The sequence below is a fragment of the Bradyrhizobium arachidis genome, assembly GCF_024758505.1.
In the GTDB taxonomy this organism is placed as follows: domain Bacteria; phylum Pseudomonadota; class Alphaproteobacteria; order Rhizobiales; family Xanthobacteraceae; genus Bradyrhizobium; species Bradyrhizobium manausense_C.
In genome coordinates, this window is sequence record NZ_CP077970.1 from 6,438,293 (window position 1) to 6,453,136 (window position 14,844).

15 protein-coding genes are annotated in these 14,844 nt (G+C 64.8%); 9 read left to right on the top strand and 6 right to left on the bottom strand.

Annotated features, from left to right (window positions below):
• Nucleotides 1-134: 134 nt before the first annotated feature.
• Nucleotides 135-656, bottom strand: coding sequence for a homoprotocatechuate degradation operon regulator HpaR (gene hpaR / locus KUF59_RS29735; protein WP_212455749.1), 522 nt, complete (start codon nucleotides 654-656; stop codon nucleotides 135-137).
• Between the two features lie 120 nt (nucleotides 657-776).
• Between hpaR and hpaH the strand changes: the two genes are divergently transcribed.
• From hpaH to KUF59_RS29765, 6 genes are all read left to right on the top strand, one after another.
• Nucleotides 777-1,583 carry a 2-oxo-hept-4-ene-1,7-dioate hydratase gene (gene hpaH / locus KUF59_RS29740; protein ID WP_212455750.1) on the top strand — a complete coding sequence of 269 codons (807 nt, stop codon included), beginning with the start codon at nucleotides 777-779 and terminating at the stop codon, nucleotides 1,581-1,583.
• 34 nt (nucleotides 1,584-1,617) lie between these two features.
• Complete coding sequence (locus KUF59_RS29745) at nucleotides 1,618-2,016, top strand: 5-carboxymethyl-2-hydroxymuconate Delta-isomerase (RefSeq protein WP_212455751.1); 399 nt, start codon at nucleotides 1,618-1,620, stop codon at nucleotides 2,014-2,016.
• Complete coding sequence (gene hpaE / locus KUF59_RS29750; RefSeq protein WP_212455752.1) at nucleotides 2,009-3,547, top strand: 5-carboxymethyl-2-hydroxymuconate semialdehyde dehydrogenase; 1,539 nt, start codon at nucleotides 2,009-2,011, stop codon at nucleotides 3,545-3,547. The genes KUF59_RS29745 and hpaE overlap by 8 nt, the downstream gene beginning before the upstream one ends.
• Nucleotides 3,548-3,659: 112 nt before the next feature.
• Complete coding sequence (gene hpaD, locus KUF59_RS29755; RefSeq protein WP_212455753.1) at nucleotides 3,660-4,643, top strand: 3,4-dihydroxyphenylacetate 2,3-dioxygenase; 984 nt, start codon at nucleotides 3,660-3,662, stop codon at nucleotides 4,641-4,643.
• A gap of 3 nt (nucleotides 4,644-4,646) precedes the next feature.
• Entirely contained in the window at nucleotides 4,647-5,516 is an 870-nt protein-coding gene (locus KUF59_RS29760; RefSeq protein WP_212455754.1) for a fumarylacetoacetate hydrolase family protein, read from the top strand.
• A gap of 19 nt (nucleotides 5,517-5,535) precedes the next feature.
• On the top strand, nucleotides 5,536-7,161 hold the full coding sequence (locus KUF59_RS29765) for a thiamine pyrophosphate-dependent enzyme (RefSeq protein ID WP_212455755.1): 1,626 nt from the start codon (nucleotides 5,536-5,538) through the stop codon (nucleotides 7,159-7,161).
• On the opposite strand, the gene KUF59_RS29770 is transcribed toward KUF59_RS29765, so the two are convergent.
• The 5 genes from KUF59_RS29770 to KUF59_RS29790 form a co-directional block, all read right to left on the bottom strand.
• Nucleotides 7,139-8,389 carry an MFS transporter gene (locus tag KUF59_RS29770; protein ID WP_212455756.1) on the bottom strand — a complete coding sequence of 417 codons (1,251 nt, stop codon included), beginning with the start codon at nucleotides 8,387-8,389 and terminating at the stop codon, nucleotides 7,139-7,141. The two genes, KUF59_RS29765 and KUF59_RS29770, sit on opposite strands and share 23 nt — an antisense overlap.
• 55 nt (nucleotides 8,390-8,444) lie before the next feature.
• The gene (gene alkB, locus KUF59_RS29775) at nucleotides 8,445-9,098 is read right to left on the bottom strand and encodes a DNA oxidative demethylase AlkB (RefSeq protein WP_212455757.1); all 654 of its coding nucleotides are present in this window, start codon (nucleotides 9,096-9,098) and stop codon (nucleotides 8,445-8,447) included.
• Between the two features lie 9 nt (nucleotides 9,099-9,107).
• Nucleotides 9,108-9,854, bottom strand: a complete 747-nt coding sequence (locus tag KUF59_RS29780) for a 2OG-Fe(II) oxygenase (protein WP_212455758.1) — start codon at nucleotides 9,852-9,854, stop codon at nucleotides 9,108-9,110.
• Nucleotides 9,855-10,007: 153 nt separating this feature from the next.
• The gene (locus KUF59_RS29785; protein ID WP_212455759.1) at nucleotides 10,008-10,694 is read right to left on the bottom strand and encodes a DUF2848 domain-containing protein; all 687 of its coding nucleotides are present in this window, start codon (nucleotides 10,692-10,694) and stop codon (nucleotides 10,008-10,010) included.
• Nucleotides 10,687-12,036: an amidase gene (locus KUF59_RS29790; protein WP_212455760.1), complete on the bottom strand. Its 1,350-nt coding sequence runs from the start codon at nucleotides 12,034-12,036 to the stop codon at nucleotides 10,687-10,689. The genes KUF59_RS29785 and KUF59_RS29790 overlap by 8 nt, the downstream gene beginning before the upstream one ends.
• A gap of 178 nt (nucleotides 12,037-12,214) precedes the next feature.
• Between KUF59_RS29790 and KUF59_RS29795 the strand changes: the two genes are divergently transcribed.
• From KUF59_RS29795 to KUF59_RS29805, 3 genes are all read left to right on the top strand, one after another.
• On the top strand, nucleotides 12,215-12,628 hold the full coding sequence (locus tag KUF59_RS29795) for a Zn-ribbon domain-containing OB-fold protein (RefSeq protein WP_212455761.1): 414 nt from the start codon (nucleotides 12,215-12,217) through the stop codon (nucleotides 12,626-12,628).
• Nucleotides 12,629-12,634: 6 nt separating this feature from the next.
• A complete protein-coding gene (locus KUF59_RS29800; RefSeq protein ID WP_212455762.1) occupies nucleotides 12,635-13,774 on the top strand; it encodes a thiolase C-terminal domain-containing protein in 1,140 nt (379 codons plus the stop codon).
• A gap of 128 nt (nucleotides 13,775-13,902) precedes the next feature.
• Complete coding sequence (locus tag KUF59_RS29805) at nucleotides 13,903-14,817, top strand: SDR family oxidoreductase (RefSeq protein WP_212429646.1); 915 nt, start codon at nucleotides 13,903-13,905, stop codon at nucleotides 14,815-14,817.
• The last annotated feature ends 27 nt before the right edge of the window (nucleotides 14,818-14,844 follow it).

The following is a 14,844-nucleotide window of genomic DNA, read 5'->3' on the forward strand; positions in this document are numbered from 1 at the left end:
ACCTTGTTCCCAGCGAATGACCCGGTCTCGACGCGGCGTCATCCGTCCCGGCACCGATTTTGGGGGATCGGCTTGGCCGGCACTTTGAGCGAAAAAAACCGGCCATGTCCATCATTCTCGCCGCATATCTGCCTTCACTCCTCGGCGGTTGCCTCATCAGCACCACCGAGGTCGGCAAGACTTAGCTCGAGCTCGCTCAACATGTCCTGCAGCTCCGCAAGTTTACGGGCGCCAAAGCGCTGCGTGATCTCGGCGTAGATGGCTTCCGAGGTCGGCGCGACGGAGGCCATCAGCTTCACGCCCTTCTCCGATATCGACACCATGCTGCGGCGCTGATCGGCCTTCGCCGTCTTCCGCTCGATCAGATGCCGGGCCTCGAGATCGCGCAGGATGCGCGACAGGCTCGGCCCCAGCAGGAACGCCGTGCGCGCCAGTTCCGTGACCTCGACGGTGTCGATTGCGGCAAGTGCACGCAGGATGCGCCATTGCTGCTCGGTGAGTCCGTGCTGGCGGAGCGACGGACGGAACTGCCGCATGACCGCCTCGCGCGCCCGCAGCAGCGACATCGGCAGCGAGCGCGAGAAGTCGCGCATCGGCACCTGCCGTACGGCTGGGTGGCCGCCATTGCCGGGATCGGCCGATTTCTTCCTGGTCATTGCGAAATGCCCCGTCCTCGCAGCCGAGAATGTTTGCAGTGCAGCAAGCGCGAATTCGGCTTGACGAATTCACTTAACATGTTAAGTATCTCCCCGGCATCACACTTTGTATGATCTCCGATGGCGCTTTCCAACGACGATATCCAGGCTTGCGCGAACCGCCTGCACCAGGCGGAGAAGACGCGCACGCAGATCCGCCAGCTCTCGCAGGACTATCCCGCGATCACCATCGCCGATGCTTACGCGATTCAGAAGGCGTGGGTCGACACCAAGATTGCCGAAGGCCGCACCGTCAAAGGCCACAAGATCGGACTGACGTCGAAGGCGATGCAGAGCGCGCTCAATATCGACGAACCCGATTCCGGCGTCCTGCTCGACGACATGTTCTTTGCCGACGGCGGGCTGGTCCCGACCGACCGCTTCATCGCCACGCGCGTGGAGGCCGAGCTCGCCTTCATCATGAACAAGCGCCTTGCGGGCCCCGACTGCACGATGTTCGACGTGCTCAACACCACCGACTTCGTCGTGCCGGCGCTGGAGATCCTCGACACGCGCGTCGAACGCGTCGATCCCAAGACCAAGGCGACGCGCAAGATTTTTGACACCATCGCCGACAATGCGGCCAATGCAGGCATCGTGCTCGGGGGACGGCCGATCCGCCCCTCGGAAACCGATCTGCGCTGGATCGGCGCGCTGTGCTTCAAGAACGGCCAGTTGGAAGAGACCGGGCTTGCGGCAGGCGTGCTCAACCATCCGGCAACGGCTGTCGCGTGGCTCGCCAACAAGATCGCGCCGCTCGGCCTTGCGCTCGAGGCCGGACAGGTCGTGCTCGCCGGCTCCTTCATCCGTCCGATCGAGACCCGCAAGGGCGACACAATCCAAGCCGACTATGGCGCCTACGGCTCGGTGAGCTGCTACTTCGCTTAAAACGCCGTCAATAAAAACAGGGAGTGAAACCGCGATGCCGCATTTCACGATCGAATATTCGGCCAATCTCGACGAGCGCGTCGACATCGGCGCGGTCTGCGAGATCGTGCGCAAGGCGGCCTCCGAGACCGGCGTCTTCCCCATCGGCGGCATCCGCGTCCGCGCCATCAAATGCGAGCACTACGCGATCGCTGACGGCAGGAAGGACTACGGCTTTCTCTCGATGCTGCTGCGCATCGGCGAGGGCCGCGATCTCCCCACCCGCAAGGCGGCCGGCGAACACGTCTTCCGCGCGTTGTCCAGTCATCTCGATCCCGTCTTTGCCGCGAGCAAGTTTGCCTTGTCGTTCGACATGCAGATCAACGACAAGGAAACGAGCTGGAAGCGCAACAACATCCACGACGCCCTGAAGGTGGAGGCCGCCCATGGATAAGCCCGCGCCGAAGACCGATGTTTTTCAGGCCAATCGCGACCGCGTCGCGCCGCTCCTGAAGAAGCTGAGCGCCGAGGGCATCGGCCACATGATCGACGGCAAGATCGTTGCTTCGATCTCTGGCGAGACGTTTGAAACGAAGTCGCCGGTCGACGGCGCGACGCTCGCGAGCGTTGCGCGGGGCAAGGCCGAAGATATCGACCGCGCGGCAATTGCTGCCTCGCGCGCCTTCAAGTCCTGGCGCGACATGGGACCCGCGATGCGGCGCAAGCTCTTGCATCGCGTCGCCGACGCGATCGAGGACAATGCCGACGATATCGCCGTGCTCGAATGCATCGACACGGGACAAGCCTATCGCTTCATGGCAAAAGCCGCGATCCGCGCTGCCGAAAACTTTCGCTTCTTCGCCGACAAATGCGGCGAGGCGCGCGACGGCCAGAACACGCCGAGCGACGAGCACTGGAACGTCTCGACGCGCGTGCCGATCGGCCCCGTCGGCGTGATCACGCCGTGGAACACGCCGTTCATGCTGTCGACCTGGAAGATTGCGCCCGCGCTCGCCGCCGGCTGCACCGTCGTGCACAAGCCGGCGGAGTGGTCGCCGGTGACCGCAGACATGCTGGCAAAGCTCGTCAAGGAGGCCGGCGTCCCCGACGGCGTGCTCAACACCGTGCACGGCTTTGGCGAGGAATCCGGCAAGGCCCTGACCGAGCATCCCGCGATCAAGGCGATCGGCTTCGTCGGCGAGAGCGCGACGGGCTCGGCGATCATGCGGCAGGGCTCGGCGACGCTGAAACGCGTGCATTTCGAGCTCGGCGGCAAGAACCCGGTGATCGTGTTCGACGATGCCGATCTCGACCGCGCGCTCGATGCCGTCGTGTTCATGATCTACTCGCTCAACGGCGAGCGCTGCACGTCCTCCAGCCGCCTGCTGGTCCAGCAAAACATCGCGGAAAAATTCACCGAAAAACTCACCGCGCGCGTGAAGGCGCTGAAGGTCGGCCATCCCCTCGATCCCGCGACCGAGATCGGGCCGCTGATCCATGAGCGGCACCTGGCAAAGGTCTGCTCCTATTTCGACGTCGCGCGCGAGGATGGCGCTGTCATCGCGGCCGGCGGCAAGCCCCATGACGGCCCGGGCGGCGGGCACTATGTGCAACCGACCCTCGTCACGGGTGCGACAACCAGGATGCGCGTCGCGCAGGAAGAGGTCTTTGGCCCGTTCCTCACGGTCATCCCCTTCCGCGACGAAAAAGACGCGGTCGAGATCGCCAATGACGTCCGCTATGGCCTGACCGGCTATGTCTGGACCAACGACATGGGCCGCGCGCTGCGAGTCGCCGATGCGCTGGAGGCCGGCATGATCTGGCTGAACTCCGAAAACGTCCGCCATCTGCCGACGCCGTTCGGCGGCATGAAGGCAAGTGGCATCGGCCGCGACGGCGGCGACTATTCGTTCGACTTCTACATGGAAACCAAGCATGTCTCGCTCGCGCGGGGCACGCACAAGATTCAGAAACTGGGAGTGTAACACTCGTCGTTCCGGGGCGACGGGACCGCGCAAGCGCGGCCCGGAGAACCCGGAACCTCGAGATTCCGGGTTCGGCTCTTCGAGCCGCCCCGGAATGACAAGGGGAAACACAATGCCCGTTCCGCAACACACATTCGAGCCGCCGTTCAACATCATCCGTTCGAGCCACGCCGTGCTCGACGTGACCGACCTGAAGCTCAGCCGCGAATTCTACGAGACCACGGTCGGCCTTCATGTCGAGGACGCCGACGACAATGTCGTCTACCTGCGCGCCGCAGAAGAACATCAGCATCACTCGCTGGTGCTGCGCAAAGCCGCGGTGCCAGCCTGCAACCGGCTCGGCTTCAAGGTCGGCAACGATGGGGATCTCGACAAGGCGGCCGCGTTCCTCTCCGAGAACGGCCTCACCTATGCTTTCACGGACCAGCCCTTCCAGGGCCGCACCCTGCAATTCACTGATCCCTTCGGCTTCCAGATCGAGCTCTATGCGACCATGGACCGGCGGCCGCATCTGCTCCGCCGCTTCGATCTGTACAAGGGCTGCCATCCACAGCGCCTCGACCATTTCAATGTCTTTGCCGCCGAGGTGCAGGACACCGTCGACTTCTACGCCCGGCTCGGCTTCCGCCTCACCGAATATGCCGAGGAAGACGGCCCCAATGGCCGCATCGCGGCGGCCTGGATGCATCGCAAGGGCAATGTCCACGACTTTGCCATCACCAACGGCAAGGGCCCGCGGCTGCACCACTTTGCCTACTGGACGCCGACGGCGATGAACATCATCCATCTCTGCGACGTGATGGCGTCCGCGGGCTTCGTCAAGAACATCGAGCGCGGCCCCGGCCGCCACGGCATCTCCAACGCGTTCTTTCTTTACGTGCGCGACCCCGACGGCCATCGCCTCGAGCTCTACACCAGCGACTATTTCACCGGCGATCACGACCACGAGCCTTTGCGCTGGTCGCTGCGCGATCCGCGCCGCCAGACGCTGTGGGGCGCACCGGCCCCGCGCTCCTGGTTCGAGCAGGGCTCGCCGTTCGCGGGTCAGGCCGTGCGCGAGCCAAAGTTTGTGGCCGACGTGCTGGTGGCGGACTGAGTGATGAAATCACCTCGCCTCGCCACCTTCGCCGTCAAGGGTACGACCAGATATGGCGCCGTCGTCGACGGCGGCATCGTCGATCTCTCGTCACGCCACGCCAAGGACTATCCGACACTGCGGGAAGTCATCGCGGCGGGCAAGCTCCAGAACCTCGCGGAAGAAGCCGCCGGGCGCACGCCGGATCATGCGCTCAGTGACATCATTTGGCTGCCGCCGGTGCCTGCGCCGGAAAAGATCATCTGCATCGGCGTCAACTATCCCGACCGCAATGCGGAGTACAAGGACGGCCAGGACGCGCCAAAATATCCGAGCATGTTCATGCGCTCGCCCCGCTCCTTCGTCGGCCATGACACGCCGCTGGTGCGCCCGCACGCATCGAACCAGCTCGATTATGAAGGCGAGATCGTGCTGGTCATCGGCAAGGCCGGCCGGCGTATCCCTGAAGCAACGGCGCTCGATCACATCGCGGCCGTCACGCTCTGCAACGAGGGCTCGATCCGCGACTGGCTGCGGCACGCCAAATTCAACGTCACGCAGGGCAAGAATTTTGATTCCAGCGGCAGCCTCGGCCCGTGGCTCGTGCCCTATGCGCAGGAGTCGCAGCTTGCCGACATCCGCCTGACCACGCATGTCAACGGCGAATTGCGCCAGGACGATCGCACCAGCCGGCTGATCTTCTCCTTCCGCTACCTCCTGCACTATATCTCGACCTTCGCAACGCTCGTTCCCGGTGACATCATCGTGACGGGCACGCCGACCGGCGCCGGTGCGCGCTTCGATCCGCCGCGCTATCTCAAGCCCGGCGACGTCATCGAGGTCGAAGCCGAGGGCATCGGCACCTTGCGCAACGGCGTCGTCGACGAAGCCTGAACAAGATTGGAATGATGCAATGACCACCCTCACCGGCGGCGAAGCGATCGTAAGCGGCCTTGTCGCGCATGGTGTCGATACCGTGTTCGGCCTGCCCGGCGCGCAGGTCTACGGCCTGTTCGACGCGTTCCATCAGGCGCAGCTCAAGGTGATCGGCGCGCGGCACGAGCAGGCCTGCGGCTACATGGCGTTCGGCTATGCGCGCTCCAGCGGCAGGCCGGGCGTGTTCAGCGTGGTGCCCGGCCCCGGCGTCCTCAATGCCAGCGCGGCGCTGCTGACCGCGTTCGGCTGCAACGAGCCGGTGCTGTGCGTCACCGGCCAGGTGCCGACGCAGTTTCTCGGCAAGGGCCGCGGCCATCTGCATGAGATGCCGGACCAACTCGCGACCTTGCGCACTTATGTGAAATGGGCCGACCGCATCGAATATCCCGCCAACGCACCGACCGTGGTCGCGCGCGCCTTCCAGGAGATGATGTCCGGGCGCCGGGGTCCCGTCTCGGTCGAAATGCCCTGGGACGTCTTTACGCAACGCGCGGACACGGCGACCGCAAAGGTGCTGGCGCCCCTGCCCGCACCTCAGCCCGATCCCGACCAGGTGAAGCAGGCGGCAGCCCTGATCAAGGCGGCCAAGGCGCCGATGATCTTCGTCGGCAGCGGTGCGATCGACGCGCGTGAGGAAATCCTCGAGCTCGCCGAGATGATCGATGCGCCCGTCGTCGCCTTCCGCAGCGGCCGCGGCATTGTCTCCAATGCGCATGAGCTCGGCCTGACCATGGCGGCCGCCTACAAGCTCTGGCCGAAGACCGATCTGATGATCGGCATCGGCACGCGCCTCGAATTGCCGACCATGTCGCGCTGGCCCTTCCGCCCGGATGGATTGAAATGCATCCGCATCGACATCGATCCGGTCGAGATGCGGCGCTATCCGGCCGACACAGCCATCATTGCCGACGCCAAGAGCGCGACCGCCGACCTCGCGGCCGCAGTGAGCAAGGCCGGCTACAGCAAGACCGCCGGTCGCCGCGCGGCGATCCGCGATGCGACCGCGTCGGCGCAAGCCGAGATCCAGCGCATCCAGCCGCAGATGGCCTATCTGAACATTTTGCGCGAGGTGCTGCCGGCGAACGCCATCGTCACCGACGAGCTGTCGCAGGTCGGGTTCGCCTCCTGGTACGGTTTTCCGATCTACCAGCCGCGCACCTTCATCACGTCGGGATATCAGGGCACGCTCGGCTCGGGCTTCCCGACCGCGCTTGGCGCCAAGGTCGCCAATCCCGACAAGCCGGTGGTCGCGATCACCGGCGACGGCGGTTTCATGTTCGGCGTGCAGGAGCTCTCCACCGCCGTGCAGTTCAACATCGGCGTGGTCACGCTGGTGTTCAACAACAACGCCTATGGCAACGTCCGCCGCGACCAGCGCGAGCGCTTTGACGGCCGCGTCGTCGCTTCCGATCTCGTCAACCCGGATTTCGTGAAGCTCGCGGAGTCCTTTGGCGTCGGCGCAGCGCGCGTGACCTCGCCGGATCATTTCAAGGCCGCGCTGGAAAAGGCGCTCGCCCATGGCGGGCCGTATCTGCTGTCGATCGAAGTGCCGCGGGATTCGGAAGTCAGCCCCTGGGCCTTCATCCACCCGCCGAAGCCTTGATTCCATCAGCGCCCTGAAGCCGCGCCGCGGCGATCACCAACAGTCCGGCGCCTGCGACCGACCAGCAGGCGACCGGCGCCCAGTGCAGCAGCGGCGCGTAGTCCGGCATTTTTTGCAAGCCGCCTGCAACGGCGGCCATGCGCGCAAAAGTCCCGAGCGCCAACGCCGAGAAGACGAGGCCCGTCACCTTGCCTTCAGCACCCGTCGAGCCGATCGCCAGCGCAGCCGAGATCGCGCTCATCAGCATGCAGCCCCAGGCCGCACCCGCCAGGAACTGCGCAACAATCAGCGTGTTGAGGCTGCCGGCGAGTTCGGCGCCCACGATCGCGAGCGCGCCGAACAGGCCGGCCGCGCCCATCACGATCAGCCCGCCGCGGTGCTTGACGACGAGGCTCGCCGGAAACATCGCGATGTTGAAGCCGATCCAGAACACCGGCATGAGCCATTGCAACTCGTCGGGTTTTGCAAATCGCAGGTAGAACGGCGCGCTGTTCATCGCAAAGTGCAGTTGATAGCCGAGCGCGAGTGCGATCATCGCGATGATGAAGATGATCGACACCATGCCGAGCGGCTTTGCCGCCTCAGTCGGCGTCGACGGCGTGGTGTCGCGCGCCACGTCGTACTCGATCCGCGAGAGCGCGAGCGCGGTGAGCAGCAGCACGGCGCTGGAGATGATGAAAGGCAACCGCGCGTCGTGCTCGCGCAGCACCACGCCGAGATAGGGCGAGACGGCGCCGGCGACGCCATAGCCGAGCATGGCAAGCGCGGCGAGGAACGGCACCTGCGACTTCCCGCGATATTTTCCGAGCAGGGTCAGCGGCGGCGCGCGCAGCGCGGAGGACGTGATCGACCAGACCACGATCAACGCGATGAACCAGCCTTGCGCCGCCGCGCCCGCGCCGGCCACGAAGGGCAGCGCGACGAAGGCCGCGCAGGAGATCGCGGTCAGCACGCCGACGAACAGGCCGAGCCGGCCGACGAAGGGCGCGATCTTGTCGGCCGCGATCCCCATTGCGGTATCTGACATGGTGAAGATCGCCTGATCCAGCATCAGGATGAAGATCACGGCTGCCGGCGCAATGCCGACTTCCGCGGCGAGCTTTGGCAGATAGATGACGTAGGTCGTCCAGCCCAGCGTGAACACCAATTGCAGCACGGCCAGGTAAAGACCGGTGCGGTTGGCGCTTGCGCTTGCGCCCGCGTCAGCCGACGCCTGTGCCGTGGTCATGTCGCCGCCCCCTTGCCGGCAAGCTTAGACGAGGGCGGACTTTTAGGGAATGACGTCAGCGCGTCTTTCGAAAGGTCAGATTGACCCGCTTCCGGCCGAGAAGCGCATGCTCGCCGTCGGCGAGCGGCGCGACGCCATGATAGGCAAGCCGGCTCGGTCCACCCCAGACCACGACGTCGCCATGCGTCAAACGGAAGCGGCGCGGCTTGTCGTTGCGCGACAGGCCGCCGAACAGGAAGATCGCTGATAGCCCGAGCGAGACCGAGACGATCGGCGCCGCAAGATCCAGCTCGTCCTTGTCCTGATGCAGCGAGAGCCGTGTGCCGGGCTCGTAGCGGTTGACGAGGCAGGCATCGGGCGCGAAGCCGGCATAACCGCCACTTTCCGCCGCGCGGCGAGCGAGATCACGGAACACAGCCGGCATCGCAGGCCATGGCGCATCGGATCGCGGATCGATCGCATCATAGCGATAGCCGGTTTGATCGGTGATCCAGCCGCGCTCTCCGCAATTCGTCATCGCTACCGACATCTGATAGCCGCCCGGCGTGGTCATCCGCCGAAACGGCGATTGCGCCACGATCTCGCGCACTGCCGCGATAAGTTCGTCTTCGATCGGTTTTGCGAAACCGCGCAGCAGCACGGCGCCATCGGCGATCTCTTCGCACGTCGGCTGCGCCTCCGCCAGGCTGTCAAATAGGTCCGCCGTCAATCGTTGCGCTCACTTTGCATCGTGAAAGATCACACCCAGCGTATGGCGCTGGCCGGACCTGATCCGGCTGACGCCATGGCGCAGATTAACGCGATAGGTGCCGCGCGTCCCCTGCACGGGGCGGTGATGCACAGCAAAGGCCACCGCGTCGCCCTGCGACAGCGGCACGACCTCGGCACGCGACTGCATGCGCGGGCGTTGCTCAGTCAGCACGAACTCGCCGCCGGTGAAATCGCGTCCCGGCTCGGAGAGAAGGATCGCGACCTGGAGCGGAAACACGTGCTCGCCATAGAGGTCCTGATGCAGGCAGTTGAAGTCGCCGGCCTCGTACTGCAGCAGCAGCGGCGTCGGCCGGCCCTGGCCGGCGTCGTGGCAACGCTTGAGGAAGGCCGCGTGACCCGAGGGATAGCGGATGTCGATCCCCATCGCCTCGTTCCAGCGGTTGGCAACGCCTTGAAGATGCGCATACAGCGCCGGCCTTAGTTCGGCGATCAGATCGGGGAGCGGATAGGAAAAGTACTTGTATTCGCCGCGGCCAAAGCCGTGGCGACCCATGACGATCCGGCTGCGGAAGCGCGCGTCGTCGGGGTACAGTGCGGCGATGTCGCGGCATTCGTCTGGCGTGAGCAGCCCCTTCAGGACGGCGCAGCCCTGGGTGTCGAGCTCGCCGGTGATCTGCGGCCAGTCGAGTGCGTCGACGCGGGCGGCGGGGTCAATCGACGGCGAATAAGGTGATTTGCGTGCTGTTGCTGTCATGCCACCATCCTCGCAGTCCGGCGTACCCACAACCACCCGATTTCCGACTGTGTCCCGTCATTGCGAGCGACGCGAAGCAATCCAGAATCCCTCCACGGAACCAGTCTGGATTGCTTCGCCGCAAGAGCTCCTCGCAATGACAGCGGGGACGCGTCAGCCCAGCACCGGCAGCGTCACCACATCATAGCCATGCCGGATCGTACGCTTCAGCACTGGGTCTTCGAGCTCGAACTCAAAGCGGTCGGCGGGGCGGATTCCGCCCTTGGCGGCGAAGGTGCCGCCGAACATGGCGCAGCCGTCGGGCAGGCCTTTGCCGTCGAAACCGCGCTTGATGAGGTCATCGACCGGCAGCATCGCGTCCAGCGTGCCCTCCTGGTAGAGCACGCGCTCGCCGTTGATCCAGGCATGGGAGCGCAAGATCATTCTGTCCCAATGGCCGATGACGTCCTCGAGTTCCCACAGCGTGGACGCCACCACCTTGTCGCACATCTGCTTCGAGACGGTGACGCTGTAGGCTTCCACCTTGCGATCGGTGTGATCGGAGCCGCAGCCGACAAAAATGCGGCCCTGCCAGCCGATCAGCACGAACTCGACCTCGCCCGAGGAGTCACCGCCGCTGCATTCGATGCTGTCGGCCATGGTCAACCGGCGCGCCGAGACGCGGTAGTAGATCGGCGTCGAGGCCGGGCGCGCAATGCCGACGGCCTCGAGCTCGGCGATGTGCTTGTCGCGCGCGACGGGATCGCGGCCGGTCCAGCCGGCGATGACGGCCTTGTCGATCGCGAGCGTCAGCGGGGTTGTCGAACCTTGCGCGTCGACGGTGAAGGTCAGGTCAAACACGAATTACGGCCTCCATGCCGGCAGCGAGTTCAAAGATACGGTGATCGGATCCGCCTGAAGCCGCCAGCATCAGGCCGACGGGAACCTCGCCCGCGCGATGCGCAGGCAACGAGATGGCGCAACCGTCGATCATGTTGATCAGGGTGCAATTGCGCAGCGCGCGCAGATTTTGCATGGTGAACGCCTTGTCGTCGGCGAGATCGGCGATTTTTGGCGGCGTGTTCGCCGTGGTCGGCAGCACCAGCGCGTCATAGGGCGCAAGCCGCGCATTGACCCGCGCGATCAGTGAGCGGCGCTCGTTGAGGAGATCGATATAGTCGGCCGCGCTCTGCGCCTCGCCGCGCATGATGCGTACCGCGACCCTGGGGTCATAAACATCGCCCTTGGCGGTGATGAGGTAACGGTGCCAGGCGTAGCTTTCGGAGGCGGCAAAGCCGCCCTTGGCGTTCATCGGGCCAATGTCGTGGAATTCCGTCATCTCGATCCGCTCGATGATGGCGCCATGATCGGCGAGCGCCTTCAGCGCGCGCTCGAAAGTCTGTGCGACAGGCGCATCGAGATCGTCGAGCGCAATGGTCGTCGGCACCGCGAGCCGCATGCCCCGCACCGAGCGCGGCTTCAGCGGCGCGACCTGCTCGTTCGCCAGCACGGCATCGAGTATGGCACAGCAACTGACCGATCGTGCCAAGGGTCCGATGCTGTCGAGCGAGAACGACAGCGGTACCGCACCATCCAGCGGCACACGGCGCTGCGTCGGCTTGTAGCCGACAATTCCGTTATAGGCGGCCGGAATGCGGCAGGAGCCGCCGGTGTCGGTGCCGAGCGCGCCATGGGCCATGCCATCAAGCACGGACACCGCCGCGCCCGACGACGAGCCGCCCGGCACATGGCCCACGGCCCGGTTCCAGGCGCCCTTCGGCGTGCCGAAATGCGGATTGATGCCGATGCCGGAATACGCGAACTCGGTCATGTTGGTCCGGCCGATCAGCACGAAGCCGGCCTGGCGCAGCCGCGCCACTGCCGCCGCATCGTGCTCCGCCGGATCGGAATCGTCGAGCGCGCGAGAGCCGGCGCGCGTGGTCTGCCCCTTGACGTCGAAGAGATCCTTGATCGAGACCGGAATTCCGGCATAAGGCGACGGCGCCGCTTTGGCCTTGCGCAAGCCATCCATCGCATCCGCCGTTGCCAGTGCCGCATCCTTGTCGACACGGATGAAGGCGCGCTGGCCCTCGCCTGCGGGGTCGGCGATTTTGGCGATGCAGTCCTCGACCAGCTTTCGGGACGTGGTGCGGCCGCTGTCGAGATCGGCGGCAAGCGTGGCGAGCGTCGGAAGAGCGGGCATGTCTGTCTCACGGAATATTTTGGCGCGGCGCAATCTATCCCGCTGGCTCAGTCCGATACAAGCATTGTGCGCATGATGGCATGCGCGCGCGTTGCTGGACCGTTGACGCCCAATGGTCGATTGTCGCATCAAGATCGAAACAGCGGGCGTGAAGCCCGGCTTGGGAGGATTTGCCAACATGGCCGAACCGCAGCGCGCGCGACCGAAACCGACGCCGGAGACCCAGCATTTCTGGGACGGCACGAAGGCCGGCGAGTTGCGCCTGCAACGCTGCGACGCCTGCGCGCATGTCTATTTCCCACCGCGCCCGTTCTGTCCGTCATGCGCCTCGCGCAAGGTCAGCACCTTCAAGGCGAGTGGCAAGGGTTTTCTCTACAGTTACGTGATCAACCACCGCCCCGCCGCGCCCGGCTTCACGCCGCCTTATGCGATCGCGGTGGTCGAGCTCGCCGAGGGGCCGCGGATGATGAGCAATATCATCGACTGCCCGCAGACGCCTGAGGCCCTCGAGCTCGACATGAAGCTCGAGGTCGCCTTCGAAAAACTCGACGACAAGATCACCCTCCCCGTGTTCCGTCCGGCGAAGGGGTAAGCGGCCATGCGCAGGAACCAGGTTGCCGTCGTCGGCGCGGCCGAAACCACCGAGCTCGGCGTCATCCCCAACATGTCGCAGCTCCAGCTCCACGCAGACGCCGCGCTCAACGCCATTGCGGACGCCGGTCTGAAACTGTCCGACATCGACGGCTTTGCCACCGCGGTCGAAACGCCGCAGCAGGTCTGCCATTATCTCGGCATCAAGCCGACCTGGGTGGACGGCACCTCGGTCGGCGGCTGCTCCTTCATGCTGCATGTCCGCCATGCCGCGGCCGCGATCGAGGCCGGTCTGTGCAAGACCGTGCTGATCACCCATGCCGAGAGCGGCAAGTCGATGATCGGCAAGGCGCCGCGCTCGATTCCCGCCGACAGCCTGCAGGGCCAGTTCGAGGCGCCCTACGGCGTGTACGGCCCGCCCAGCATGTTCCCGATTCCCGTGCTGCGCTTCATGAAAACCTACGGCATCACCCATGAGCAGCTTGCCTCTGTGGCCGTCATGCAGCGGGAATGGGCGGCAAAAAATCCGCGCGCGATGATGAAGGAGCCGATCACGGTCGCTGATGTCCTCAACTCGCGCATGATCGCCTACCCGTTCCGGCTGCTTCAATGCTGCCTCGTCACCGATGGCGGCGGCGCGCTGATCCTCACCTCGGCCGACCGCGCCAAGGACTTTCCGCGCAAGCCCGTCTACATCATGGGCACCGGCGAGAGCGTGGAGACGCCGATGGTCAGCCAGATGGAGACTTTTAATTCCTCGCGCGCCTTCAAGGTCGCAGGACCGCTGGCCTTCAAGGAGGCGGGCATCGCGCACAAGGACGTCGACCATCTCATGATCTACGACGCCTTTGCGCATCTGCCGCTGTTCGGCCTCGGCGACCTCGGCTTCATGCCTTACGAGGAAGCCGGCAAGTTCATCGCCGACGGCAATACGCGACCGGGCGGAAAACTGCCGCTCAACACCAATGGCGGCGGCCTCTCCTACATGCATTCGGGCATGTACGGCATGTACGCGCTGCAGGAGAGCGTGCGGCAGATGCGCGGCATCGCGCCGGCGCAGGTGCCGAACGCGAAGATTTCAGTGTGTCACGGCGTCGGCGGCATGTTCGCGGCGTCAGGCACGATCGTGTTTACGAACGAGAGGTAATTTCTCGTCGTTCCGGGATGGTCCGAAGGACCAGACCACAGATGCGCAATTGCGCATCGGGGAACCTCGAGATTCCGGGTTCGTGCTTCGCACGCCCCGGAATGACAGAGACAACAGGAGGCATCCACATGACAAAATCACTGCAGGACAAAGTCATCATCGTCACCGGCGCCGGCCGCGGCATCGGCCGCGAGATCGCACTGCTCTGCGCGGCGGAAGGCGCAAAAGTCGTCGTCAATGATCCCGGTGGAGCCGCCGACGGCGCCGGTTCGAACGCTGCGCCCGCCGAGGAGGTGGTCGAGGAGATCAAGAAGCGCGGCGGCACCGCAGTCGCCAACTTCGAGTCGGTCGCGGAAGCGATCCCCGCGAGCAAGATCGTAAAAACCGCGACCGATCATTTCGGCCGGCTCGACGGCGTCGTCAACAATGCCGGCATCCTGCGCGACATGATCTTCCACAAGATGAGCGTGGAAGCTTTCGAGGCCGTCATCAAGGTGCACCTGATGGGCTCGTTCTACGTCTCTCACGCGGCCGCGCGGATTTTCCGGGAACAGGAGAGCGGGTCGTTCGTGCACTTCACCTCGACCTCCGGCCTGATCGGCAACTTTGGACAAGCCAACTACGCCGCCGCCAAGCTCGGCATCGTCGGCCTGTCAAAATCGATTGCGCTCGACATGGGCCGCTTCAACGTCCGCTCCAACTGCGTCTCGCCGTTCGCCTGGACCCGGATGATCGGCACCATCCCGACCGAGACCGACGCCGAGAAGGCGCGGGTCGAGAAGATCAAGCAGATGGGCCCGGAGAAGATCGCGCCGCTCTGCGGCTATCTGCTCTCCGATCCCGCCAAGGACGTCACCGGCCAGATCTTTGGCGTGCGCATGAACGAGATCTTCCTGTTCAGTCAGAATCGTCCAATCCGCTCGGTGCAGCGGAGCGAGGGCTGGACGCCGCAGTCGATCGCCGAACACGGCATGCCGGCTCTGAAGGGCTCGTTCTACAAGCTCGACCGCTCCGCGGATATCTTTACGTGGGATCCGGTCTGACGGCGTTGTCATTCCAGGGCGGTCCGC